This window comes from Bradyrhizobium sp. SUTN9-2 (assembly GCF_003122645.1).
In the GTDB taxonomy this organism is placed as follows: domain Bacteria; phylum Pseudomonadota; class Alphaproteobacteria; order Rhizobiales; family Xanthobacteraceae; genus Bradyrhizobium; species Bradyrhizobium yuanmingense.
This window is the reverse complement of record NZ_LAXE01000001.1, coordinates 1,254,812-1,278,169: the sequence shown is the minus strand read 5'-3', so window position 1 is coordinate 1,278,169 and position 23,358 is coordinate 1,254,812. Positions and strand designations below refer to the sequence as shown.

The 23,358-nt window shown below is 65.2% G+C and carries 22 protein-coding genes and 1 riboswitch; of the genes, 5 read left to right on the top strand and 17 right to left on the bottom strand.

Features of this window, described 5'->3' with window-relative positions; genetic code table 11:
- Positions 1–176: 176 nt before the first annotated feature.
- Entirely contained in the window at positions 177–1,298 is a 1,122-nt protein-coding gene (locus tag XF30_RS05970) for a 2'-deoxycytidine 5'-triphosphate deaminase (RefSeq protein WP_502696081.1), read from the bottom strand.
- Between the two features lie 97 nt (positions 1,299–1,395).
- A riboswitch (SAM riboswitch) is annotated at positions 1,396–1,475 on the top strand.
- Positions 1,476–1,551: 76 nt separating this feature from the next.
- Here XF30_RS05970 and XF30_RS05965 point away from each other — a divergent pair.
- On the top strand, positions 1,552–2,739 hold the full coding sequence (locus tag XF30_RS05965; RefSeq protein WP_035996376.1) for an O-succinylhomoserine sulfhydrylase: 1,188 nt from the start codon (positions 1,552–1,554) through the stop codon (positions 2,737–2,739).
- 114 nt (positions 2,740–2,853) lie between these two features.
- Here XF30_RS05965 and XF30_RS05960 read toward each other — a convergent pair whose 3' ends face one another.
- From XF30_RS05960 to XF30_RS05950, 3 genes are read right to left on the bottom strand one after another with little or no spacing between them, the layout of a single operon-like run.
- Positions 2,854–3,843 (bottom strand): SGNH/GDSL hydrolase family protein, encoded by a 990-nt coding sequence (locus XF30_RS05960; RefSeq protein ID WP_109142181.1) that lies wholly within the window; start codon positions 3,841–3,843, stop codon positions 2,854–2,856.
- Between the two features lie 12 nt (positions 3,844–3,855).
- Positions 3,856–4,635, bottom strand: a complete 780-nt coding sequence (locus XF30_RS05955; protein ID WP_036020422.1) for an SGNH/GDSL hydrolase family protein — start codon at positions 4,633–4,635, stop codon at positions 3,856–3,858.
- The gene (locus tag XF30_RS05950) at positions 4,635–5,891 is read right to left on the bottom strand and encodes an OpgC domain-containing protein (RefSeq protein WP_057028451.1); all 1,257 of its coding nucleotides are present in this window, start codon (positions 5,889–5,891) and stop codon (positions 4,635–4,637) included. The genes XF30_RS05955 and XF30_RS05950 overlap by 1 nt, the downstream gene beginning before the upstream one ends.
- A 195-nt stretch (positions 5,892–6,086) precedes the next feature.
- On the opposite strand from XF30_RS05950, the gene apaG reads away from it, so the two are divergent.
- Positions 6,087–6,479 (top strand): Co2+/Mg2+ efflux facilitator ApaG/CorD, encoded by a 393-nt coding sequence (apaG, locus tag XF30_RS05945; protein WP_024337101.1) that lies wholly within the window; start codon positions 6,087–6,089, stop codon positions 6,477–6,479.
- Positions 6,480–6,667: 188 nt separating this feature from the next.
- Here apaG and XF30_RS05935 read toward each other — a convergent pair whose 3' ends face one another.
- The 3 genes from XF30_RS05935 to XF30_RS05925 form a co-directional block, all read right to left on the bottom strand.
- Positions 6,668–7,675 carry an Hsp33 family molecular chaperone gene (locus XF30_RS05935; protein ID WP_109142180.1) on the bottom strand — a complete coding sequence of 336 codons (1,008 nt, stop codon included), beginning with the start codon at positions 7,673–7,675 and terminating at the stop codon, positions 6,668–6,670.
- 169 nt (positions 7,676–7,844) lie between these two features.
- Positions 7,845–8,780 (bottom strand): ornithine carbamoyltransferase, encoded by a 936-nt coding sequence (gene argF / locus XF30_RS05930; RefSeq protein ID WP_036042744.1) that lies wholly within the window; start codon positions 8,778–8,780, stop codon positions 7,845–7,847.
- Positions 8,780–9,988: an aspartate aminotransferase family protein gene (locus XF30_RS05925; protein ID WP_057028453.1), complete on the bottom strand. Its 1,209-nt coding sequence runs from the start codon at positions 9,986–9,988 to the stop codon at positions 8,780–8,782. The genes argF and XF30_RS05925 overlap by 1 nt, the downstream gene beginning before the upstream one ends.
- A gap of 459 nt (positions 9,989–10,447) precedes the next feature.
- On the opposite strand from XF30_RS05925, the gene XF30_RS05920 reads away from it, so the two are divergent.
- Entirely contained in the window at positions 10,448–10,960 is a 513-nt protein-coding gene (locus XF30_RS05920; RefSeq protein ID WP_036001664.1) for a GcrA family cell cycle regulator, read from the top strand.
- Between the two features lie 285 nt (positions 10,961–11,245).
- Here the strand turns inward: XF30_RS05920 and phoB are convergent, their stop codons facing one another.
- From phoB to XF30_RS05870, 10 genes are all read right to left on the bottom strand, one after another.
- Positions 11,246–11,953 carry a phosphate regulon transcriptional regulator PhoB gene (gene phoB / locus XF30_RS05915; protein ID WP_008143479.1) on the bottom strand — a complete coding sequence of 236 codons (708 nt, stop codon included), beginning with the start codon at positions 11,951–11,953 and terminating at the stop codon, positions 11,246–11,248.
- Between the two features lie 22 nt (positions 11,954–11,975).
- Entirely contained in the window at positions 11,976–12,692 is a 717-nt protein-coding gene (gene phoU, locus XF30_RS05910) for a phosphate signaling complex protein PhoU (protein WP_036001670.1), read from the bottom strand.
- A gap of 11 nt (positions 12,693–12,703) precedes the next feature.
- A complete protein-coding gene (gene pstB, locus XF30_RS05905) occupies positions 12,704–13,525 on the bottom strand; it encodes a phosphate ABC transporter ATP-binding protein PstB (protein WP_036001673.1) in 822 nt (273 codons plus the stop codon).
- Positions 13,522–14,367, bottom strand: a complete 846-nt coding sequence (pstA, locus tag XF30_RS05900) for a phosphate ABC transporter permease PstA (RefSeq protein WP_036001676.1) — start codon at positions 14,365–14,367, stop codon at positions 13,522–13,524. The genes pstB and pstA overlap by 4 nt, the downstream gene beginning before the upstream one ends.
- A gap of 4 nt (positions 14,368–14,371) precedes the next feature.
- Positions 14,372–15,361 (bottom strand): phosphate ABC transporter permease subunit PstC, encoded by a 990-nt coding sequence (gene pstC, locus XF30_RS05895; RefSeq protein ID WP_036020411.1) that lies wholly within the window; start codon positions 15,359–15,361, stop codon positions 14,372–14,374.
- Positions 15,362–15,496: 135 nt separating this feature from the next.
- Complete coding sequence (gene pstS, locus XF30_RS05890; protein ID WP_036001732.1) at positions 15,497–16,510, bottom strand: phosphate ABC transporter substrate-binding protein PstS; 1,014 nt, start codon at positions 16,508–16,510, stop codon at positions 15,497–15,499.
- Positions 16,511–16,659: 149 nt separating this feature from the next.
- On the bottom strand, positions 16,660–17,952 hold the full coding sequence (locus XF30_RS05885) for an ATP-binding protein (protein WP_036001680.1): 1,293 nt from the start codon (positions 17,950–17,952) through the stop codon (positions 16,660–16,662).
- Between the two features lie 46 nt (positions 17,953–17,998).
- Positions 17,999–19,054 (bottom strand): lysylphosphatidylglycerol synthase domain-containing protein, encoded by a 1,056-nt coding sequence (locus XF30_RS05880; RefSeq protein WP_036001683.1) that lies wholly within the window; start codon positions 19,052–19,054, stop codon positions 17,999–18,001.
- 448 nt (positions 19,055–19,502) lie between these two features.
- Entirely contained in the window at positions 19,503–19,805 is a 303-nt protein-coding gene (locus XF30_RS05875) for a hypothetical protein (protein WP_036001688.1), read from the bottom strand.
- Positions 19,806–19,807: 2 nt separating this feature from the next.
- Entirely contained in the window at positions 19,808–21,202 is a 1,395-nt protein-coding gene (locus XF30_RS05870; RefSeq protein WP_109142179.1) for an OmpA family protein, read from the bottom strand.
- A 164-nt stretch (positions 21,203–21,366) separates the two neighbouring features.
- On the opposite strand from XF30_RS05870, the gene XF30_RS05865 reads away from it, so the two are divergent.
- Positions 21,367–22,425, top strand: a complete 1,059-nt coding sequence (locus XF30_RS05865; protein ID WP_109142178.1) for a polysaccharide deacetylase family protein — start codon at positions 21,367–21,369, stop codon at positions 22,423–22,425.
- A gap of 91 nt (positions 22,426–22,516) precedes the next feature.
- Complete coding sequence (locus XF30_RS05860; RefSeq protein WP_036001696.1) at positions 22,517–23,329, top strand: SDR family oxidoreductase; 813 nt, start codon at positions 22,517–22,519, stop codon at positions 23,327–23,329.
- Positions 23,330–23,358: the final 29 nt, after the last annotated feature.

Here is a 23,358-nt window from a genome sequence, read left to right as displayed (position 1 = left end):
GTTTTGCGGGAGTGTGTCATCGCGGATCGGGTGACGCAACCGGACGCGCTCTCGGTGTCATCGCCCGCGAAGGCGGGCGATCCAGTACTCCGAGATGGTCATGCTTGAATCGAGAAGCCGCGGCGTACTGGATTCCCCGCCTCCGCGGGGAATGACAGCGGTGGGTGAGGTTAGCACTACACCCTGAAATGCTTGCTGAGCTTCAGGCCTTGCGCCTGGTAATTCGAGCCGATGCGTTGGCCGTACATCGCGTCGGGGCGGGCCAGCATCTTCTCGTAGACGAGGCGGCCGACGATCTGACCGTGCTCGAGGATGAACGGCACCTCGCGCGAGCGCACCTCCAGCACGGCGCGCGATCCCAGCCCGCCAGCGCCGGCATAGCCGAAGCCGGGATCGAAAAAGCCGGCATAGTGCACGCGGAATTCGCCGACCAGGGGGTCGAACGGCACCATCTCAGCGGCGTAGTCGGGCGGCACCTGCACCGCTTCCTTGGAGGCGAGGATATAGAACTCGCCGGGGTCGAGGATCAGGCTGCCGTCGGGACGCGCCGAGATCGGCTCCCAGAAATCCTCCACCGCGTAGCCCGCGCGGCGGTCGACATCGACGACGTCGGTGTGGCGCTTGGCGCGATAGCCGACGAAGCCGCTCGCCTTCTCGCCGGAGAGATCGACCGAGACGGCAACGCCGCCCGAGAGATCGGCATCGTCGATGTCGACGAGACGCTCGCTGGCGTGCAGCGCATCGAGCTCGTCGGCATTGAGGATGGCATCGCCGGTGCGGAAGCGCACCTGGCTGAGACGCGAGCCCTCGCGCACCAGCACAGGAAACGTCTTCGGGCTGATCTCGGCGTAGAGCGGGCCGTGATAGCCGGCGCCGATCATGTCGAAGCGGCGGGTGCCGTCGGCGATGACGCGGGTGAAGACGTCGAGCCGGCCGGTCGAGCTCTTCGGATTGGCGGCAGCGACGATCTCCGGCGGCAGCGCGAGGCTCTCGAGCAGCGGCACGATGTAGACGCAGTTGGTCTCGAGCACCGCGCCGTCGGCGAGGCTGAACTCGTGCAGCTTCAGCTCGTCGATGCGCTCTGCCACGGTGGCACCGGGCCCGGGGAGGAAGCTGGCGCGGACCCGATAGGCGATGTCGCCGAGGCGCAGATCGAGGCTCGCCGGCTGGATCTGGCTCTCGACGAAGTCGTAGGTGGGCAGGATGAGACCTTCTTCCGCCATCGCCGCGATCATGCGGTCGGGCAGGATACCATTGGCGTCGGCGGCGACCGTGAACGTCAACCGGGGGGTCCTCATCAGGGGCCGAATGCATCCGGACCATGCCGGAAATACAAGTCTTTTACGGCTATCCGATGGACGCCTTGACGGAAAGAGCATTGCGGAATATGAGCATCACTTATCCCGTGGTGATTTGAGCCGGCCGGCTTGCAGCCACGTTAAATAAGTCGCTAAACAGGCCGGGGACCTCTGTGATCCCGGCCCGTGGAGATATCTAGGCCGGTTTTTTTGTGACCGTTTTCGCCTCGGCGGTCATGTCGGAGAGGGTCCTATGTCGAAGTCGTCTGCCACTTATCGCCCCGAAACCCGCCTGGTCCATTCCGGCACCCTGCGCTCGCAATATGGCGAGACCTCGGAGGCGCTGTTCCTGACGCAAGGCTATGTCTACGCCAGCGCGGAGGAGTGCGAGGCGCGCTTCAAGGGCGAGGATCCCGGCTTCATCTATTCGCGCTATTCCAACCCGACGATTGCAATGTTCGAGCGCCGCATGATCGAGCTCGAGGGCGCCGAGGCCGCGCGCTCGGCGGCAACCGGCATGGCGGCGGTGACGACCGCGATCCTGGCGCCGCTCAAGGCCGGCGATCACGTGGTCGCCTCCCGTGCGCTGTTCGGCTCCTGCCTCTACGTCATCCAGGACCTGTTGCCGCGCTACGGCATCGAGGCCACGCTGGTCGATGGGCTCGATCTCGACCAGTGGCAGCGGGCGCTGAGGCCCAACACCAAGACGTTCTTCCTGGAGAGCCCGACCAACCCGACGCTGGACGTGCTCGACATCCCCTCGATCGCCGAGATCGCGCACAAGGGCGGCGCGCGGCTCGTCGTCGACAACGTGTTTGCAACCCCGATCTGGCAGAGCCCGCTCGCGCTCGGCGCCGACGTCGTCGTCTACTCTGCGACCAAGCACATCGACGGCCAGGGCCGCTGTCTCGGCGGCATCATCCTGTCCTCCGAAGCCTTCATCGCCGAGCATATCCACAATTTCATGCGCCAGACCGGCCCGTCGATCTCGCCGTTCAATGCCTGGGTCCTGCTCAAGGGCCTGGAGACGCTGGGCGTGCGCGTGCGCGCGCAGACCGACAATGCCGCGCGCGTCGCCGAGGTGCTGGCGAGCCATCCCAAGATCTCGCGACTGGTCTATCCCGGCCGCGCCGATCATCCGCAGGCGGCGCTGGTGAAGAAGCAGATGCGCGGCGGCTCGACGCTGGTCGGCTTCGAGGTGAAGGGCGGCAAGGCGGCGGCGTTCCGTGTGCTCAACGAATTGAAGCTTGCCAAGATCTCCAACAATCTCGGCGACGCCAAGAGCCTCGTCACGCATCCGGCGACGACGACGCATCAGCGCCTCAAGCCGGAAGACCGCGCCGCGCTCGGCATCAGCGAGGGATTTATCCGCTTCTCGGCGGGGCTCGAGCACGCGGATGACCTGATCGAGGATCTCACCGCGGCGCTGGAGAAGGCGTGAGGGAAGCGAGGTCTCGTAGGGTGGATTAGCCGAAGGCGTAATCCACCTCTGCTGCATCCGCGGAGATAGACAGTGGTGGGTTACGGCTTCGCCTAACCCACCCTACGCACCCTCTCACATCGGCCGGTACGTTCTCACATCGGCGGGCACGCTCACACCGAGCTTGATCTGGCCGACGGAGCGGATGATGTCGTCGCCGAGCAGCTGGGCGAAGCAGGCATAGCCCCAATCGTTCATGTGCAGGCCGTCGGCGATGACGAAGCCCTCGACCGGGATCGACTGGTTCTCGTGCCAGTCGCGCATCACCTCGAAGCGCGGGAAAATGCCGACCTTGCGGAGCTCGGCGACGTTGCCGAGCAGCTTGATCATCTTGCCGGCGCTCTCCTTGCGCTGGTTGACGGCCGGCGAATATTGCGGACCAACCAGCACGATGTCGGTGCCGCCGGCGGCCTGAATGCGGTTGATGCCGTCCTCCACCAGCTTGACGGTCTCGCCGGGATCGAGATTGCGCAGCACGGCGTTGGTGCCGACCTGCCAGATCACGAGATCCGGATGCCTGTCGATCACCTGCGTCTGCAGACGCTTCATCATCTCGGGGGCGTCCTCGCCGCCGACGCCGGCATTGATGACGCTGATGTCGGCAGTCGGATAGTGCCGGCGCAGCTGCGCGGCGAGACGATTGGGGTAATTGAACTCCGGCGAGCTCGCGCCGAACCCTTGAGTCGACGAGGAGCCGAACGCGACGATGACGACGGGCTGGCCGGCGGCCAGCTTGCTCGCGACATGCGGCAGCGAGCCCATCGCCTTGGAGCCGCCCTTCGGCGGCAGGCAGGGCACCCGGCTGAAGATGTCGGCGGCGGACTTCGCGACCTCCTTCATCTTGTCGATGGCGCGCGAGGTGACGCCGCGCTGCTCGGGCGACCTCGCGGCGACGGTGGTCTGGGACGGCGCAGCGGGTGCGGGATCAGTCGACTGGGAGGGTGCGGGGGTCGCCGGCTGAGCGGCCGGCGTCTGCGCATGCGCGGCGGGCGTCAGCAACAACAGCACTGCTGTTGCAGGCACGGCTAGCCATGACGTCAGGCAAAAAGGGCGGAGAGAACTCATTAACGCTAGACCTCAATTTTGCTGCTGGGCCGGCTCCAGATGGGCAGCGTCGATCACGAACTGTGCCAACGCCCGGCCAAGGCAATCATGGACCTGCTTCGCCAGCTCAGGCCCGCGGGACGGGTTGAACAGGTCGAACTGGCCCTGTTCATTCCACTGCCGCATGATCGCGAAACGATCGAACAGCGGGATGTCGTGCTCCTGTGCCACGACGCGCATATTATCGAGAAAAGGCTGCGCCGAGATCATGGTCTCGGTGCGCGGGCTATATTGCAAATTCATCAAGACGACGTCCGCCCCTGCCTTTTGCAGCGCAACAACCCCGTCGGTCACCGCGCTACGAAATTCGTCGGGATCGATGGATCGGATAGCATCCACGGTCCCGGTCTGCCAGATGACCAAAGTAGGCGTTTTTGCTTCCATCAGCTTAACGAAGGTGGACGCGGTCTCCTCTGCCGTTTTCTTGCTCTGTATTTCTACGGAGACGTGCACCGGCTCGGAGGGCGGCAGTTTCTCCTTGAGGATCGCCTCCATGCGCGCCGGATAGGAGCTGCTCTCCGACGACGGAATCGTGGTCGAGCGGCTGCCGATCACCAGGATGTCGAGCGGTTTGCCGGCCTTGATCGCCTCGGCGACCTTGGGCAGCTGGCTTTCGCTGGTCAGCAGATAGGACGGCAGTTCGCAGGCCGCAGGCATAGGGGATGCGGCAGACGCGGCATCGCCCGCGCGCGCCGTGGGCGCGGCGAGGTTACCGCATAGCAGGACCAGGCTCAGGAGAACCTTCGCCTTCATCAGCCCCCTCCCGCCAGATCGGCGTTGCCGACGGCGTTTTTGGTTTTCGCACCGCTCTTGTCAGCCACACGCTTGTACCACGAAATGACCCAGGCCACCCCCCACATGATCAGGATTCCGGAGAGGCTAATCAACGCATGCATGACCGGCCCGCCGGAGATTTCGGCGAGGACGAAATGGCCGGCAAAGGCCAGGAAGACGCCGAGGCAGAAGATCTCGAGCGAATGCTGACCACATAGAATCAATGGTCGCAGCCAGCGCGATTTCAAGCCCGGCCAGTCGCGGGGCAGGAAGCGTACGGTCAGCGCCGCCAGCGCCAGGAAGTGCGCGAAGCGCAGCACGTCGAGGTCGGTCTTGTCGATCGGATACATCCATTGTTCGATCTGCTTCGGCATGAACTGGGAGAGCTGGGGCACGTACCAGGTCAAGGTCACGTAGAACGCCGCGATGAGATAGGCGATCGAGATCCACATCGTCACGGGCGAGGCCAGGATGCCCGACATGCGACGCGCACCTCCGAGCGCGCACCAGGCCCCGAACACGAACAGCAATTGCCAGGCGAAAGGATTGAAGGCCCAGAAGCCGTTCGGATAGGCCGACAGGTAAAGGTCGTACTCCCAGGTCACCGCGTAGAGCAGGACCGACAGCCCGAGCGTGACGTCCGGCCGCCATTTCATCGACCACAGGATCAGCGGCAGCGCCAGCATCAGCACGATGTAGAGCGGCAGCACGTCCATGTTGACGGGACGGAAGCGCAGCAGCAGCGCCTGCACGATGACGACATCGGGCTGCTTGAGGAAGTCCATGATGCCCATCTCTTCGGTGTAGAGCGGGTTCTCGAACCTGGTCGCGACATAGGAGATCTCGGCGAGGAAGATCGTGAACAGGAAGACGTGGGCGACGTAGATCTGCCAGACCCGGCGCAGGATGCGCGCGGTGGCGATGAGAACGCCGCTCTCCAGCATGGCCCGGCCATAGACGAAGGCGGCGGTGTAGCCGGAGATGAAGATGAAAATCTCGGTGGCGTCGCTGAGGCCGTAATTGCGGATCGTGAACCAGGTCAGCAGACTGGGCGGCAGATGGTCGATGAAGATCAGCCACAGCGCGAGCCCGCGGAACAGATCGAGCCGGAGCTCGCGCTCGCCGATGGCGGGCAGCGTGATGGCCGGCGCTGCGGCGCGCGCCTTGGTCCCTGCGGGCTTGGCGCCCGCGGTTCCTGCGATGGTCGATCCCGTCACTTGGTCGGCAATGGTCATCGGGGCCTGGAAACCCTTCCGCAAATCGCGACGTTGAAGCAGTGTAATGGTCCGGCTGTCGTCTCGCAAAGCGTCCGGATCACATCAGGGTGTCTCCCTCGGTGGTGTGCTTTCCCGCCAATTCTGGCGGGACGATGTCGCCAAGGCGCCCGCGGGGGTTTGGTTCCCGGGGCGGATTTCGGTATGATGACAGCCATGTACCGCGCCGTGACCCGCCAGATCGAAGTGACCGTCGAGCCGAACTTTGTTCCGGAGCAATCGTCGGCCGACCGCTCCCGCTACTTCTGGTCCTACACCATCGTCATCACCAATTCGGGCGAGGAGACCGTGCAGCTCAAGACACGGCACTGGATCATCACCGATGCCTCCGGCCGCCAGCAGGAGGTGAAGGGCGAAGGCGTGGTCGGCGAGCAGCCGATCCTCGCCCCCGGCGAACGCTTCGAATACACCTCCGGCGTGCCGCTCTCGACCGCCTCGGGCTTCATGACCGGCCGCTACCAGATGGTCAGCGAAACCGGCGAGCGTTTCGAGATCGACGTGCCGACGTTTTCGCTGGACAGCCCCGACAACAAGCGGGTGTTGAATTAGAGAGGCGAGTTCGCCGTAACACTCACAACTGTCATGCCCCGGCTTGACCGGGGCATCCAGTACGCCGCGGCCTCTCGTTTCGATCAGCATCGTCTCGGAGTACTGGATCGCCCGATCAAGTCGGGCGATGACACCGCGCGTGTGGCACTGCTCCACTCGACATTGCGAGTGCAGCGACGCGGGTAGGCTCAGGCGTCCTCGACGCCCGCCTCGTGCGGCGTGAACTGGTACACCGACGAGCAGAACTCGCAGGTGACGACGACCTTGTCGTCCTTGACCATGGCGGCGCGGTCGTCGTGCGAGAAGCTCTTGAGCATCGCGGCGACCGCATCGCGCGAGCAGGAGCACCGCGCCTCGAGCACCTGCGGATTGAACACGCGCACGCCGCGCTCGTGGAAGAGGCGGTAGAGCAGCCGCTCGCCAGAGAGCTCGGGATCGATCAGCTCGACGTCTTCGACCGTCTCGATCAGCGAGCGTGCCTCGACCCAGGCATCGTCTTCCGCGACGCTGTGCACCTCGGTGCCGTCGGGCGCATCGCCGGGATGCAAGTCCGCCTGCCGCGCGCGCTCCGGCGCCTTCGGCAGAAATTGCATCAGCATGCCGCCGGCGCGCCAGCGATGCTTGCCGCCGTCGCTCGAGCGCCACTCCTCGCCGACCGCGAGGCGCACGCGCGTCGGGATCTGCTCGGAGCGCAGGAAATATTCGTGGGCGGCGTCTTCCAGGCTGCCGCCGTCGAGCGCAACCAGGCCCTGGTAACGGCTCATGTCGGGGCCCTGGTCGATGGTCATGGCGAGATGGCCGCGGCCGAGCAGCGTGCCGGAATCCTTGGCCGTGCCCAGGCGCGAGGCGTCAAAGCGCGCATAGGCGCGCAGGCGGTCCGGGGCCTTGTAGTCGACCACCAGGAACGACACCGGACCGTCGGTCTGGGCCTGAAGAATGAAGCGGCCCTCGAATTTCAGCGTCGAGCCGAGCAGCGTCGTCAGCACGATGGCCTCGCCGAGCAGCTTGCCCACGGCTGCGGGATAATCGTGCTTGGTGAGGATGTCGTCGAGCGCGGGGCCAAGCCGCACCAGGCGCCCGCGCACGTCAAGCGCGTCGACCTCGTAAGGCAGCACGGCGTCATCGATCGGAACCGATGATGGCGCGCGAACCGGGCCTTCAGGCCCGGTGTTCATGTCAGGAGACTGGGAAACCATGGCGCTTTATCTGGGGTCGTTCGATGCAAATTGAAAGAGGCACGCCCGCATTCCGTCGTCCGCGGAACGACGAGTGCGTAGCCCGGATGGAGCGCAGCGCAATCCGGGGGGTCTTTCCACGCGTTGAGAACCCCGGATTTCGCTGCGCTTCATCCGGGCTACAAGAAGGCTACTTCACCGCGTCGAAGCACCAGGCCAAGATGCCCTTCTGCGCGTGCAGGCGGTTTTCGGCCTCATCGAACACGACCGATTGCGGCCCGTCGATCACCTCGTCGGTGACCTCCTCGCCGCGATGGGCCGGCAGGCAATGCATGAACAATGCGTCCGCCTTGGCCAGCGACATCAGCTTGGCATTGACTTGGTAGGGCTTGAGCACGTTGTGGCGGTGCTCGCCCTCCTTGTCGCCCATCGACACCCAGGTGTCGGTGACGACGCAATCGGCGCCGCGCACGGCGGCCTCGGGGTCGGTGCCGAGCACGATCGGCGCGCCCGTCGCCTTGATCCAGTCGCGCATGGCCTTTTTCGGTGCGAGCTCCGGCGGCGTTGCGACATTGAGCTGGAATTTGAAGCGCTCGGCGGCATGGGCCCAGGACGCCAGCACGTTGTTGTCGTCGCCGGTCCAGGCCACCGTCTTGCCCTCGATCGGGCCACGATGCTCCTCATAGGTCATGAGGTCGGCCATCACCTGGCAGGGATGCGAACGCCGCGTCAGGCCGTTGATGACGGGCACGGTGGCGTTGGCCGCGAGCTCCAGCAGCGCATCGTGGTTGAGGATGCGGATCATGATGGCGTCGACATAGCGCGACAGCACCCGCGCAGTATCCGCGATGGTCTCGCCGCGGCCGAGCTGCATCTCGGCGCCGGTGAGCATGATCGCCTCGCCGCCGAGCTGGCGCATGCCGACGTCGAACGAGACGCGGGTGCGGGTCGAGGGACGCTCGAAGATCATCGCCAGCGTCTTGCCCTCGAGCGGCCTGACCGGCTGCTGCGCCTTCTGCTTCGCCTTCATGGCGGAAGAGGCGGCGAGCATGCTCTTGAGCTCCGAGAGCGGCAGCTCGTTGATGTCCAGGAAGTGCTTGGGAGCTTTGTTGGGCGTCGTGCTCATCAGCTTGCCGCCCGCTTGGTCTGGCTGGAGGAGATCGCAGCGCAGGCGCGCTCTAACCGGCCGACGCTGTCCTCGATCTCCGCTTCCGTGACGATCAGGGGCGGCAGGAAGCGCACGACATTGTCGCCGGCCCCGACGGTGAGCAGCTTTTCGGCGCGCAGCGCCGCGACGAGATCGCCCGAGGGCACCACCGCCTTGATACCGATCAGCAGGCCCTCGCCGCGCACCTCGCTGACGATTTCGGGATGACGATCGATCACGGAGGCGAGCTTCTGCTTGAGCAGCAGCGACATCTTCTGCACGTGGTCGAAGAAGCCGGGCTTGAGCATGACATCGAGCACGGCGTTGGCAGCCGAGATCGCGAGCGGATTGCCGCCGAAGGTGGAGCCGTGCGAGCCGGGCCCCATGCCGGCCGCCGCGTCCGCGGTTGCCAGCACCGCGCCGATCGGAAAGCCGCCGCCGAGCGCCTTGGCGAGCGACATCACATCCGGTGTGACGCCGGTGCGCTTGTAGGCAAAGAGCTCGCCGGTGCGGCCCATGCCGGTCTGCACCTCGTCGAAGGCGAGCAACAGGCCGCGCTCGTTACAGAGTTCGCGCAGCGCCCTCAGGAAGGCGTGAGGTGCAGAACGAACGCCACCCTCGCCCTGGATCGGCTCGATGAGAATGCCGGCGGTGTGCGGACCAATCGCCTTCTTCACGGCGTCGAGGTCGCCGTGCGGCACCTGATCGAAGCCGTCCATCGGCGGACCGAAGCCCTCGAGATATTTCGCAGAGCCGGTGGCGGCGAGCGTCGCCAGCGTGCGGCCATGGAAGGCACCCTCGAAGGTGATCATGCGGTAACGCTCCGGATGCCCCTTGGAGAAGTGATGGTGGCGCACCAGCTTGATCACGCCTTCCAGCGCCTCGGCGCCGGAATTGCAGAAGAACACGAAGTCCGCAAAGCTCTCATTGCAGAGGCGGCTTGCGAGCTTCTCGCCGTCAGGGCTCTGGAACAGGTTCGACATGTGCCAGAGCTTGGTCGCCTGCTCCTGCAACGCCTTGACCAGCGCGGGATGGACATGGCCGAGCGCATTCACCGCGACACCCGAGGTGAAATCGAGATAGCGATCGCCGTTGGTCGCGATCAGCCAGCAGCCTTCGCCGCGCTCGAAACCGAGGTCGGCCCTGGCGAAAACGGGGAGCAAATGCGGCGCTGCGCTGTTAGTCATGACGTCACTTGAATGTTGCGGACGGTGTGAGGCATGCATTGCGCGACGCACCATCGACCGGCCCCGGAAAACGAAACGTGCCGCCTTTTAAGGGCGGCACGTGGCACTATCTTATGCCTGGCAAGACGGGTGTCAATGCCGCCCGGAAAGCCTCGCGAAACGCTGATTCCGTAGTCTTGCGGTGCCGATTTTGCGGGTTTTTCACCACGGAACATGTGGAAGCGAGTCGGCGGACTCTTGCGCGGGAGTCACGCCATATTGTAGCGTTTGGACTGTCAGATACGACATCTCGTGCAGCAGTTCTGATCCCAGAAGTCCTCATGTACCGGCGTAAACGTTCGGGCGTCTTGAGCGCGCCCGGCGAGCCTTAAGGGATTCTGACGGCACGGGTTTTTCAAGGCTAAAGCATTCGCTGCGAAGGCCCCAGGATGGCAGGCGCGCAGCGAGGGAAAGGGTGCAATGACGGTTTTGACCTGGTCCGATGATCGCGTCGAGCAGCTGAAGAAGCTCTGGGAGGCCGGACTTTCGGCCAGCCAGATCGCGGCGGAGCTCGGCAATGTGACCCGCAATGCCGTGATCGGCAAGGTGCACCGGCTCGGCCTGTCCGGCCGCGCCAAGAGCCCTTCATCGGCAGCGCCGCGGCCGCGCAAGGCACGGCCCGCGCAGCATATGATGCGGGTGACCCGCCCCGTCGCGCGCGGCAACACCGCGTTGGCGCAGGCCTTCGAGGTCGAGTTGGAAGCCGAGCCGGTTACCTACGACAACGTGGTGCCGATGAGCCAGCGGCTGTCGCTGCTGGAATTGAACGAGGCGACCTGCCACTGGCCGGTCGGCGATCCCTCGAGCCCGGATTTCTTCTTCTGCGGCGGCAAGGCGCTCTCCGGCCTGCCCTATTGTGCCCAGCATTCGCGCGTGGCCTATCAGCCCGCAGCGGATCGCCGTCGCGCAGCACCGAAACCGGGCACGCGGTGAGCTTGCGGAATTCCCTGATCGCCAAGCTTGATCGCCAAGACTGCAGCCGTCACACGATGACGGCTCCCAATCGCTCGGTGTCATCCCCGCGAATGCGGGATCCGTAACCGCGGGGCGCAATCGTTGCGCGAGATGGTCACTCCGTGTCTTCGCCAAACCACGTCCTGTGGCTGATCGCGAAGAGCGCAAGCGCTCGCGCTGAGATCCCGGGCTCACGCTGCGCGCGCCCGGGGATGACGGCCGAGATCGGCGCCGCAGTTCGCCAAACCAGCTGTCGCTGGCGCCTTACGTCTGCTCAGCCTTCGCGAAGCGATCGTCCAGCGCGTAGCCGGCGCCGCGGACGGTGCGGATCGGGTCCTGCTCGCGGCCAAGATTGAGCAGCTTGCGCAGGCGGCCGATATGGACGTCGACGGTGCGCTCGTCGATGTAGATGTCGCGGCCCCAGACGCTGTCGAGCAGCTGCTCGCGCGAGAACACGCGGCCGGGATGCTCCAGGAAGAACTCCAGCAGGCGATATTCGGTCGGACCGAGATCGATCGGCCGGCCCGAGCGCGCCACGCGGCGCTTGTCGCGGTCGAGCTCGATATCGCCATAGGCGAGCACAGTGGCGAGGCGCTCGGGACTCGCACGCCTGAGCAGGCCCTTCACGCGCGCAAGCAGTTCCGGCACCGAGAACGGCTTGACGATATAATCATCCGCGCCGGTCGCGAGCCCGCGCACCCGTTCGCTCTCCTCGCCGCGCGCGGTGAGCATGATGATCGGCAGCTGCTTGGTCTCGGGGCGGGTCCGAAGCCGCCGGCACAGCTCGATGCCTGACAGGCCCGGCAGCATCCAGTCGAGCACGATCAGATCGGGAATGTGCTCCTTGAGGCGGGTGTCGGCGTCATCGCCGCGCATCACCGTCTCGACGTCATAGCCGTCGCCTTCGAGGTTGTAGCGAAGAAGCTCGGTGAGAGCTTCCTCGTCCTCAACCACCATAATGCGTGCGCCCATGTGGTCGTAGCTCCTTAAGTCGTCAGGTGTTCGGCACCGTCGTGGCGAAGGTCGTCATGTCGCCCTTCGGCCGCTTGTCGGTGATCGCCTGGCCCTCGATCATGTAGAACACGGTCTCGGCGATGTTGGTGGCGTGGTCGCCGATCCGCTCGATGTTCTTGGCACAGAACATCAGGTGGATGCAGAACGAGATGTTGCGCGGATCCTCCATCATGTAGGTGAGGAGCTCGCGGAACAGCGAGGTGCAGATGGCGTCGACTTCTTCGTCGCCCTTCCACACCGCCATCGCCGCCGGCAGGTCGTGCGCGGCATAGGCGTCCAGTACCGACTTGACCTGCTGCTGCACGAGGTCGGTCATGTGCTCCAGGCCGCGGAACAGCTTGAGCGGATGGAAATCCGTCTCCAGCGCCGCGACGCGCTTGCCCATATTCTTGGCGAGATCGCCGATGCGCTCGAGATCGGTCGCAACGCGCATCGCGCCGACGATCTCGCGCAGGTCGACGGCCATCGGCTGGCGGCGGGCGATGGTGAGCACGGCGCGCTCCTCGATGCGCTTCTGCAGCGCGTCGAGCTCGACGTCGGTGGCGACGACGCGCTGGCCGAGCGCGACGTCGCGGCGGATCAGCGCGTCGACGGAATCGACGATCATGCGCTCGGCGATGCCGCCCATCTCGGCGACCAGGCGGGTGAGCTCCTGAAGGTCGCTGTCGAAAGCCTTTACGGTATGTTCAGAACCCATGTTCCGTCTCCTCAGCCGAACCGGCCGGTGATGTAATCCTGCGTGCGCCGATCGCTCGGCGACGTGAAGATCTTGCTGGTGTCGTCGAACTCGATCAACTCGCCGAGATACATGAAGGCGGTCTTGTCGGAAACGCGCGCGGCCTGCTGCATGTTGTGGGTGACGATCGCGATCGTGTAGTTCTCGGACAATTCCTGGATCAGCTCCTCGACCTTGGCGGTCGAGATCGGGTCGAGCGCCGAGCAGGGCTCGTCAAACAGGATCACCTCGGGCCGCACCGCGACGGTGCGGGCGATGCAGAGGCGCTGCTGCTGGCCGCCGGAGAGCGACAGGCCGGAGGCATTGAGCTTGTCCTTGACCTCGTTCCACAGCGCGCCACCGCGCAGTGCCTTCTCGACGCGGTCGTCCATCTCGGACTTGGAGATCTTCTCATAGAGACGAATGCCGAAGGCGATGTTCTCGTAGATCGTCATCGGGAACGGCGTCGGCTTCTGGAACACCATGCCGACCCGGGCGCGGAGCAGGTTGAGGTCGAGCTTGGGGTCGAGGATGTTGGTATGGTCGAGCAACAGCTGACCGTCGGCGCGCTGGCCCGGATAGAGGTCGTACATCCGGTTGAAGATGCGCAGCAGGGTGGACTTGCCGCAGCCGGACGGGCCGATGAACGCCGTGACGCGGTTGGTGCCGAGCGCCAGGTTGATGTTCTTCAGCGCGTGGTGGTCGCCGTAGTAGAAGTTGAGGTTGCGCGCCGTGACCTTGGCGGGCGCCTCGGGCAGGGGCTGCGAGCCGGGATGAACGGTCGGCGCGCTGACGGAAACAGACATTTCACTCATTTTGCAGTCCTCTCGGCGCCAAGGATGCGCGCGCCAATGTTAAGGGCAAGCACGGTCAGGGTGATCAACAGCGCGCCGCTCCAGGCGAGTTGCTTCCAATACTCGTAGGGGCTCTGCACGAAGTTGTTGATGGTGACAGGCAGGTTCGCCATCGTCTTGTTCAGGCCGAGGCTGAAGAACTGGTTCGACAGTGCCGTGAACAACAGCGGCGCGGTCTCGCCGGCGACGCGGGCGGTCGCCAGCAGCACGCCGGTGATGAGGCCGGAGCGCGCGGCACGATAGGCGATACGCTTGATCACCAGCGAGCGCGGCAGGCCGAGCGCGCTGGCAGCTTCGCGCAACGGATTCGGCACCAGCAGTAGCATGTCTTCGGTGGTGCGCACGACGACCGGGATCACGATGACGGCAAGCGCCAGCGCGCCCGCAATCGCCGAGAAGCCGCGCATCGGCACCACCACCGCGCCATAGATGAAGAGGCCGATGATGATCGAGGGTGCCGACAGGAGAATGTCGTTGATGAAGCGGATCACCGAGGTCAGCTTGTCGTTGCGGCCGTACTCGGCGAGATAGGTGCCGGCGAACAGGCCGAGCGGCGCGCCGATGCCGACGCCGATCACGGTCATGATCAACGAGCCGACGATGGCGTTGCGCAGGCCGCCCTCGGTCGATCCGGGCGGCGGCGTGTCAGCTGTGAAGACCTGGAGGTTGAGCCCGGCCAGGCCGTTGTAGAGCAGCGTGACCAGGATCAGCGCGAGCCAGGTGACGCCGAAGGCGGCGGCTGCGATGCAGAGACCGCGAATGACGATGTCCCAGCGGCGGCGGCGCGAATAGATCGGGTTCATGACTTCACTTCCCGGCCTTGGTTTCGAGGCGCAGCAGCATCAAACGGGCGGCAGCGAGCACGAAGAACGTCAGCACGAACAGCAGGAGGCCGAGCAGGATCAGGCCGGACTGGTGCAGGCCGTCGCTCTCGGCAAATTCGGAGGCGATCGCCGCCGAAATCGTCGTGCCCGGCGCGAAGATCGACGAGGAGATCCGAAACGAGTTGCCGATGATGAAGGTCACCGCCATGGTCTCGCCGAGCGCCCGGCCCAGCGCCAGCATGACGCCGCCGATGATGCCGACGCGGGTGTAGGGGATCACCACGCTGCGGACGACCTCCCAGGTGGTGCAGCCGACGCCGTAGGCGGCTTCCTTCAGCACCGGCGGCACCGTCTTGAACACGTCGACCGAAATCGAGGTGATGAAGGGCAGCACCATGATGGCGAGGATCAGCGCGGCGTTGAACAGGCTGAGATAGGACGGGGGCCCTGCGAAGATCGCGCCCAGCACGGGGACGCCGTCGAACACCCTGATCATGAAAGGCTGGAAGGTGTTGGCCAGGAACGGGCCGAGCACGAAGAAGCCCCACATGCCGTAGATGATCGAGGGGATGCCGGCGAGCAGCTCGACCGCCATGCCGATCGGGCGGCGCAGCCATTGCGGGCAGAGCTCGGTGAGGAAGATCGCAATGCCGAGACCGACGGGAATGGCGATCAGCATCGCGATGAAGGAGGTGACGAGCGTGCCGTAGATCGGCCCGAGCGCGCCGAGCACCGGCGGATCGGCCGAGGGCGCCCAGCGCTGCGTCCACAGGAAGGAGATGCCGAACTCCTGGATCGCCGGTAAGGCGCCGACGATCAGCGAGATGATGATGCCGCCGAGGATCAGCAGCACCGAGATCGCGGACAACCGCGTGATCCAGTAGAAGGTGACGTCGCCGAGCTTGAACGCGCTCAAGGCCTTGGCGCGATCATATGGACCGGCAGCATCAATCACATTGCTCTCAACAGCCATCTCAGCCACGCCGATCCCCTATACCCGTTTTATGTACGCTTGTTGTTGGTGGCGCGCTCCGGATGCGGCAGGAGGCCGATCCGGAGCGGAGATCTTGCAGCGTCCCGGAACCGTGTCCGGGACACATATAGCGCCTTAGCTCTTGATCTCGGCAGCCCAGGTCTTCTCGATCTGCTGGACGACGCTGTCCGGCATCGGAATGTAGTCGAGCTCCTCGGCCATCTTGCCGCCGTTCTTGAAGGCCCAGCGGAAGAACTTGATCGCTTCCTGCGCGGCCGCCTTGTCGGTGGCGGACTTGTGCATCAGGATGAAGGTCGCCGCCGTGATCGGCCAGGACTTCTCGCCGGGCTGCTCGGTCAGGATGACGTAATAGCCGGGAGCCTTGGACCAATCGGCGTTGGAGGCGGCCGCCTGGAAGGCCTCGACGGTCGGCTGCACCGGCTTGCCGGCCTTGTTGACGAGACCGGTGTGGGTGAGCTTGTTCTGCTTGGCATAGGCGTATTCGACATAGCCGATCGAGTTCTTGGTCTGGCTGATGTTGCCCGACACACCCTCGTTGCCCTTGGCGCCGACGCCGACCGGCCACTCGACCGCGGTGCCCTCGCCGACCTTGCTCTTCCAGTCCGCGCTGGCCTTGGAGAGATAGTTGGTGAAGTTGAAGGTGGTGCCCGAGCCGTCCGAACGACGGACCACGGTGATGGCTTCTGACGGCAGCTTCGCGTTGGGATTGAGCTTCTTGATCGCGGCATCGTCCCACTTGGTGATCTTGCCGAGATAGATGTTGGCCAGGGTCTCGCCGTCGAAAACCAGCTCGCCCGGCTTCACGCCCTCGATATTGACGACGGGGACGATGGCACCCATCACCATCGGCCACTGGACGAGGCCGTCCTTCTCGAGCTGCTCGGCCTTGAGCGGCGCGTCGGTGGCGCCGAAGGTCACGGTCTTGGCCTGGATCTGCTTAATGCCACCACCCGAGCCGATCGACTGGTAGTTCAGACCGTTGCCGGTCTCCTTTTTGTAGGCGTCAGCCCACTTCGAATAGATCGGGAACGGGAACGTCGCGCCGGCACCGGTGATGTCGGCCGCAAAGGCTACCGTCGTCGATGCGGCGACCAAGCCGGCAGCGACCATGGTTTTGAGGAAATTCATGCTGGTCTCCATACAGGGGAGCGAAGCGCCATCCGCGCCCGATCGCGCTCCCCGCGCCGCCGCTTTAGGGGCGGTCGGCTGTGCTTTTACGAAGGTTTCGTGACAGTTGGATGACGACACCAAGCAATTGAAATTGCTTGCGTTTCCGATCAAGCCGGAGTCTTGATCTGGGGAAAACAGGCGGTGAAAGTGGCGCCCTGCCTGGGCACGCTTTCGATCAAAAGGCGGCCGCGATGACGGTTAAGGATATGTTTCACCAACGATAACCCGAGCCCGGTGCCGCCTTGCGAGCGGCTGTCGCCGACGTCGACCCGGTAGAAGCGCTCCGTCAGACGCGGCAGGTGCTCCGGCGCGATGCCCGGGCCGAAATCGCGGACCATGACCCGGATTTCCTGAGTTCCGTCAGCGGCGGCGCTCGAGGTCAGCGACACGATGACGCGCCCGCCGGAGGCGCCGTATTTGAGCGCGTTCTCGATCAGGTTCTCGAACAGGCGGAGCAGCTCCTCCCGGTCCCCCGCGATCATCACCGGCGGCTCCGGCAGGTGGATGTCCACCTCGACCTGACGCTCGCGCGCCAGCGGCTCGAGCCCGTCGGCGACCTGACGGATGATCGGGACGAGATCGACCAGGGTGTCGGGCCGGACATGGGCCGACAGTTCGACCCGCGACAGCGACAAGAGATCGTCGATCAGGCGCGCCATGCGCGTGGCCTGGTTGTGCATGATGCCGAGGAAGCGCTCGCGCGCCTTGGGATCGTCCTTGGCCTGGCCCTGGAGCGTATCGATGAAGCCCGACAGCGCCGCCAGCGGCGTGCGCAGCTCGTGGCTGGCATTGGCGACGAAGTCGGCGCGCATCTCCTCGACCCGGCGCAGCGGCGTCTGGTCGTGGAAGGTCATCAGCATGCATTTGTCGGCGCCGCCGAAGCTGGTCGGCACCGGTACCGGCGTGATGATCAGCTCCATCCAGCGATCGACCGGAACATGATCGAGATAGGTCGCGCGTCGCGGCTCGGTGGTCGCGATGGCCTCGCGCAGCGCGGTGATGATCTCCGGCGAGCGCAGCGCGAACTGGGCGAGCTCGTTCTTGCGCAGCGCCGGCGCGAGCTGGGCGGCGGCGGCGTTGAGGTGGATGACGCGGCCGGCCCGGTCGAGCAGCACCGCCGGATCCGGCATGCCGGCGACCACCGCGGCCACCGCCGCGCTCTCGACCGGGTTGATGCGTCTGACGTCGTCGCGGGAGGTGGCGGGATCGTGCAGCCGCCACGGGATCAAGGCAGCCGCCGCGATGCAGAGGAACACGATTGCAGCGTGCAGCGCCGACAATTCGCCGAGCGAGACCACGACGGACAGCGCCAGCGCCGCGGCGATCAGGATGATGGTCGAGTGCCGCAGCCGATCGGACCAGGGCTGGGCGGAGGGAGAAGAGGGGGCGTCGATCGCCATCGGGGCGGACTTCTCCTGGGGACTGTCCTTAAGGACCTGACACCGGTCAGGCGCCGCTGTCGCTGCGCTCTCTCACATAGGCGGCTTCAGGCGCCGGGCCGGGGTCCAGCTTGAGCGCCGCCTGTTGCAAGCGCTTCGATCGGGCGCCGATTATAACCTCTCGAAACGTCAGCAAGATTACAGATAAGACGAACGGAGACAGATAATAGAGGACGCGGAACAGGAGCATGCCGCCCAGCAGCTCCTCGCGGTCCATCTGCCAGAGCCCGACCAGCATGGCGGCATCGAACACCCCCAAGCCTCCGGGTGAATGGCTGGCGAAGCCGAGCAGGGTCGCCGAGACGAAGATCACCGCGACCATCACGAAGCCGAGATTGGGCTCGTCGGGGACCAGCACATACATCGCCAGCGCGCAGAAACCGAGATCGACGATGCCGATCGCGATCTGGAGCAGCGTCAGCGGGCCGCCCGGCAGCACCACCGTCCAAGGGCCGCGGCCGACCACCCGCGGCTGGCTCCAGACCCAGATCACGTAACCGATCAGCGCCACGATGATCATCAGCGCCAGTGTCCGGTTCAGCCAGACCGGCAGCTGGTCGATCGAGGCTGCCGCCTCCGGATGGTAGGCGATGCCGAGGCCGAGCACCGCGGCATTGCCCAACCAGAAGGTCAGGCCGGCGAGAAAGCAGATTTTTGCGACGTCGATCGCGTTGAGCCCATAGGCCGAATAGATGCGGTAGCGCACCGCCCCGCCGGTGAAGACGGAGGCGCCGACATTGTGGCCGATCGAATAGCTGGTGAAGGCCGCGAGCGCGTTGATGCGATAGGGCACATGGGCATGGCCGATCGCGCGCGTGGCGAAGAGGTCGTAGAAGGTCAGCGTGAAATAGCCCGCAGTGACGAACAGCGCCGCCATCGCAATCTGGCTCGGCTCGGTGCTCTTGATCGCTTCGAGGACCTCGTTGAAATCGATGCCGCGCAGCATGTGGTAGAGCACGTAGCAAGCGATGCCGATGACCGCGATGCTGATCACGACTCCAAGCTTATGCAGGACTTGCTTCTGGCGCAGAAACGTCGTCGCCCTGCGTATGGCTTCCAGCATCTAGACCTCGAACAACGCTTCAGCGGCCAGGGTGGCCGGCGGACAGGCGGACGCGCAGGCATTCAACGAACCCTCGCCGCCGGCGCCGGAATCGCGCATGCCCCCTGCCCCTCCACTAGCGCGTTTTCGGCCGAAGTGGAATTCGCCAATTCGAACAAAAACACGTGCCTTCAATATTTTAGGCAGGGTTGCAGCTCCCAGTGCAGGGTTTGGCGCTTTCGTCGGCAAGGCTTGGCGCGAATCTCCAGGCGATCCTGCGCAGGGGCCATGAAGTTTTGATGATTTCGGCCGCACAATGTTCCGTCACGCCTTAAGCCAACGTCAATCTATGGAGCCGGCCTGCCTGTTGAAAGAGGGGTGACTGGAGCGGCCAGGTCCCGGTTTTCCAATGCGCCGAAAGGCCGCGGCGGAGCACACCCCGTCCCGCGCGTGAGGGTGCATAGCAACATCACACAGCGGCTGGCGGCGCGGTACGCGAGACCACCCGATCGCGCAGCCACGCTCCGATCGTGCCGCCGACGAGATAGCAGGCGAACATGATCAGGCCGAGGTCGAGCCAGTAGCCGAAGCGACCGGGGACCACATGGGTGAGAGAGGCCGCGACCAGGGCGGCGGCAAGCACTGCGAGCCACCGCGCAATCACCTTCGAGGTGCCGTTGCCGCGCTGGACCACCGAGATCCAGCCCATGCAGAAGCCCAGCAGCAGCGAGCCGATCAGCCAGCCCAGATGGAACGAGACGAGATAAGGCATCGTCACCTCACCAGAAATTCGATGCGGCGGTTCTGCGCCTTGCCTTCATCGGTGTCGTTGCCGGCGACGGGCTGCGTGCTGCCATGGCCGGCCGCGGTGAAGCGGCTGGCAGGAAGGCCCGCCTTGACCAGATAGTCGATCACCGCCTGCGCGCGCTTTTCCGAAAGGGCCTGGTTGAAGGCATCCTCGCCATCGGCGTCGGTATGTCCGACGACCTCGATATTGGTGGTGGGGCAGCGCAGCGCAGTCTCGATGAGGCGATCGAGAATGCCGGCCGAGTCAGGATCGATGTCCGCGCGCCTGTTCGCGAAACGGATCTTGCCCTTGGTCAGAAGCTCCGAGAACAATTGCTGGCACACGGTGCCGTCGACCGGGCCTGCGGCGGGCTTCACCGTGATCTCCGGCTTGTACTGCCAGTTCTTCGGGAAGTCCTTGCCGAGGCCTGCGCGGATCTCGTTGGCGGCGCCCTCGTAGAGCGCATCGCCCGAGAGCTTCACCTCGCGGTCGGAGACGACCAGCGTGCCGGTCGACAGCCGCGACAGCGCGCCGAGCGCGGCGATAACAGCCGTGCTGAAGGAGCCGGGGGCGCCGATGCTGGCCTTGAGATTGTCGACGACCTTTTCGGTGAAGAACTTTCGCGAGGCGCTGGTGCCGATCGCGGCGTGGACGTTGTTGTCCGGAACATTGCCGGTCAGCGTCACCGTCGCAGCCACCGGATCCTTGTAGGCCTGGAAGATGTAGGGCGGCGCCTTGATCTCGTTGGCCGCAATCGAAAAACCCTCGGGCAGGTTCTTCAGCGCAGCCGCGATCGCCTCACGGCCGCCGAGCTCACGCGCCATGCCCGACAGATTGACCTTGGTGTCCGTGATCGTGATCTTGCCGTCCTTCAGCTTGCCGATTTGATCCAGCAGCAGCATCGCGGCGGCTTCGAACCGAGGCGGCGCCCCGCGCGCCAGCCCCATCTGGTCCGCGACCTCGACGCCGCCGACTTCCTTGCGGGCCGCCTCGGTCAGCCGGGCCCTCATCGATGGCAGCGGCGCGGAGCCCGACAGCGTCACCCGCACCACGTCGCGCTCGGCATTCCACACGAAGGGCTTGGCCTCGGGAACGAGGCGGGTCCGGTCGTCGACCAGCCGCACGCCGGGCACGGTTTCGACCGCCATCACTGCGTCGCGGCGCCCCTCCTCGGAGAAGGCGTCCGCGGCCAGGCTGACGTCGCGGCCGTCGACCGCGATCCGGGTCTTGTCCAGAACGGTGTCCTTGAGCGCAGCCGAGCTGCGGGCCGACAGATCGGCCTCGACCGGTAAGGTATTATTCCAGGCCGCAAATCCCCACATGACGGCAAGGGGGATCAACCCCGGCCACCATTTGCTGGCCCACGAGAAAAGCTTCTGCATTCGACGACCCGACCTCTGGAAACGGAGACAAAACAAACCCTTGGCAGGCTGTCAAACCGGAAATGGCCCTGGTCCCAAGGCCCGGGTGGGACAATCGGAATAACTTTTTCTTCAAGGGTTCTTCCGTAAGTTGAGGCCGGAATGCCAAAGTCCCCCACCCGGTCATGAAACAACTGCGTAACAACGTCATCCGCGCCGGGCTGGGAGCACTCTATCTCAGCGGGGCGCACCACCTGTTGCGCCCGCTCTTGTCGGGCGTCGGCGCCATTTTCATGCTGCACCATGTGCGGCCGGCGCGCGAGGCCGCGTTCCAGCCGAACCGGCATCTCGAGGTCACCCCCGACTTCCTGCGCGCCACGCTGTGCCATTTGCGCTCGCGCGACATCGACATCGTCAGCATGGACGAGCTGCATGAGCGGCTGGTGCAGGGCCGGTTCGAGCGCCGCTTCGCCGCCTTCACTCTCGACGACGGTTACCGCGACAATCTGGAATACGCGCTGCCGGTGCTGCGCGAATTTGACGCGCCGCTGGCGGTCTATGTCGCGAGCGATTTTGCCGACGGCACCGGGCGATTGTGGTGGACGGCGCTGGAGGCCGTGATCGCCAAGGCCGAGCAGATCGACATTCAGATCGGCAATTCCGCCCTGCGGCTCGATGCGAACAGTGTCGCGGCGAAGCAAGCGGCATTCGACCGCCTGCACGACTGGCTGCGCGCGCTGCCGGGCGAGCAGGATCTTGCGCGCGAGATCGGGGCGCTGTGCAGGACTTACGGCGTCGACATGGAAGCGCTGTGCCGCGGCTTGTGCCTGTCCTGGGCCGAGCTCAAGTCCTTTGCCGCCGATCCGCTGGTCACGATCGGCGCGCACAGCATCAGCCATTGCAATCTCGCCAAGCAGACGGAAGACATCGCCGCGCAGGAGATGGCCGCAAGCCGCGCGCGGATCGAGCAGGTGCTGGAGCGCCCCGTGCTGCACCTCGCCTATCCCTATGGCGACCGCGACGCCGCGGGCGCGCGCGAATTCGCCCTTGCCGCATCCGCCGGTTTCAAGACCGCGGTGACGACGCGGCCCGGCATGCTGTTCGCGGAGAACGCCGGCCACATGACCGCGCTGCCCCGCGTCTCGCTCAATGGCAATTATCAGGACGCGCGGATCCTGCCGGTGCTGACCTCGGGTGCCGCGACCGCGATGTGGAACGGCTTCCGCCGCATCGCGGCGGCGTAGGCCTCAATCTGCACTGGTCGAGGACAAGCGTGCCTTCCTTGACACCCCTCCCCGCTCCGCCCACAACCGGCGGCAACCAAGGGAGGGACGCATGTTCAACGATCTGTTCTCGCTCAAAGGCCGCATCGCGCTGGTAACCGGCGGCTCGCGCGGCATCGGCAAGATGATCGCGGCGGGATTTCTCAGCGCCGGCGCGGCAAAGGTCTACATCACCGCGCGCAAGGCCGGACCGTGCGAGGCCACCGCGAAGGAGCTCAGCGCGCAATATGACGGGGAATGCATCGCGCTGCCGATCGACATCTCGACCGTTGCCGGCGCCGAGCTGCTGGCCAGCGAGTTCGGGAAACGCGAGTCCCGGCTCGACATCCTCGTCAACAATGCGGGCGCCGCCTGGGGCGCGGAGTTCGACGAATTTCCGGAGAACGGCTGGGACAAGGTGATGAACCTCAACGTCAAGGCGCCGTTCTTCCTGACCAAGGCGTTGGCGCCGACGCTGCGCACGTCAGCGAGCGCGGAACGGCCGGCGAAGGTGATCAACATCGCCTCGATCGACGGCATCTTCGTCAATCCCGGCGAGACCTATTCCTATGCCGCGAGCAAGGCCGGGCTGATTCATCTGACGCGGCGCATGGCGGTGAAGCTCATCCCGGACCACATCGTGGTCACCGCAATCGCGCCGGGCCCGTTCAAGTCAGACATGAACCGCGCCGCGCGCGACCACGCCGACGAGGTCGCAACGCGCGTCCCCGTGGGCCGCATCGGCACCGACGAGGACATGGCGGGCGCTGCGATCTACCTCGCCTCCCGCGCCGGCGATTACGTGGTGGGAGCGACCATCGCGGTGGATGGCGGCATCGTCTATGCGAACCCCGGGATCAAGGGCAGCGGGTGGGACAGCGATTGATCCGGCGGTCTCCCGTCACGTGCATAGGG

Bases quoted from the DNA above. Each gene is read 5' to 3' on its own strand.
- pstS (WP_036001732.1), bottom strand. From the start codon at position 16,510: ATGAATTTCCTCAAAACCATGGTCGCTGCCGGCTTGGTCGCCGCATCG.
- pstA (WP_036001676.1), bottom strand. From the start codon at position 14,367: ATGAACCCGATCTATTCGCGCCGCCGCCGCTGGGACATCGTCATTCGC.
- pstC (WP_036020411.1), bottom strand. From the start codon at position 15,361: ATGGCTGTTGAGAGCAATGTGATTGATGCTGCCGGTCCATATGATCGC.
- XF30_RS05955 (WP_036020422.1), bottom strand. From the start codon at position 4,635: ATGAAGGCGAAGGTTCTCCTGAGCCTGGTCCTGCTATGCGGTAACCTC.
- apaG (WP_024337101.1), top strand. From the start codon at position 6,087: ATGTACCGCGCCGTGACCCGCCAGATCGAAGTGACCGTCGAGCCGAAC.
- XF30_RS05860 (WP_036001696.1), top strand. From the start codon at position 22,517: ATGTTCAACGATCTGTTCTCGCTCAAAGGCCGCATCGCGCTGGTAACC.
- XF30_RS05885 (WP_036001680.1), bottom strand. From the start codon at position 17,952: ATGGCGATCGACGCCCCCTCTTCTCCCTCCGCCCAGCCCTGGTCCGAT.
- pstB (WP_036001673.1), bottom strand. From the start codon at position 13,525: ATGAGTGAAATGTCTGTTTCCGTCAGCGCGCCGACCGTTCATCCCGGC.
- phoB (WP_008143479.1), bottom strand. From the start codon at position 11,953: ATGGGCGCACGCATTATGGTGGTTGAGGACGAGGAAGCTCTCACCGAG.
- XF30_RS05970 (WP_502696081.1), bottom strand. From the start codon at position 1,298: ATGAGGACCCCCCGGTTGACGTTCACGGTCGCCGCCGACGCCAATGGT.
- phoU (WP_036001670.1), bottom strand. From the start codon at position 12,692: ATGGGTTCTGAACATACCGTAAAGGCTTTCGACAGCGACCTTCAGGAG.
- XF30_RS05935 (WP_109142180.1), bottom strand. From the start codon at position 7,675: ATGGTTTCCCAGTCTCCTGACATGAACACCGGGCCTGAAGGCCCGGTT.
- XF30_RS05965 (WP_035996376.1), top strand. From the start codon at position 1,552: ATGTCGAAGTCGTCTGCCACTTATCGCCCCGAAACCCGCCTGGTCCAT.
- argF (WP_036042744.1), bottom strand. From the start codon at position 8,780: ATGAGCACGACGCCCAACAAAGCTCCCAAGCACTTCCTGGACATCAAC.
- XF30_RS05920 (WP_036001664.1), top strand. From the start codon at position 10,448: ATGACGGTTTTGACCTGGTCCGATGATCGCGTCGAGCAGCTGAAGAAG.
- XF30_RS05960 (WP_109142181.1), bottom strand. From the start codon at position 3,843: ATGAGTTCTCTCCGCCCTTTTTGCCTGACGTCATGGCTAGCCGTGCCT.
- XF30_RS05925 (WP_057028453.1), bottom strand. From the start codon at position 9,988: ATGACTAACAGCGCAGCGCCGCATTTGCTCCCCGTTTTCGCCAGGGCC.
- XF30_RS05875 (WP_036001688.1), bottom strand. From the start codon at position 19,805: ATGCCTTATCTCGTCTCGTTCCATCTGGGCTGGCTGATCGGCTCGCTG.
- XF30_RS05880 (WP_036001683.1), bottom strand. From the start codon at position 19,054: ATGCTGGAAGCCATACGCAGGGCGACGACGTTTCTGCGCCAGAAGCAA.
- XF30_RS05950 (WP_057028451.1), bottom strand. From the start codon at position 5,891: ATGACCATTGCCGACCAAGTGACGGGATCGACCATCGCAGGAACCGCG.
- XF30_RS05865 (WP_109142178.1), top strand. From the start codon at position 21,367: ATGAAACAACTGCGTAACAACGTCATCCGCGCCGGGCTGGGAGCACTC.
- XF30_RS05870 (WP_109142179.1), bottom strand. From the start codon at position 21,202: ATGCAGAAGCTTTTCTCGTGGGCCAGCAAATGGTGGCCGGGGTTGATC.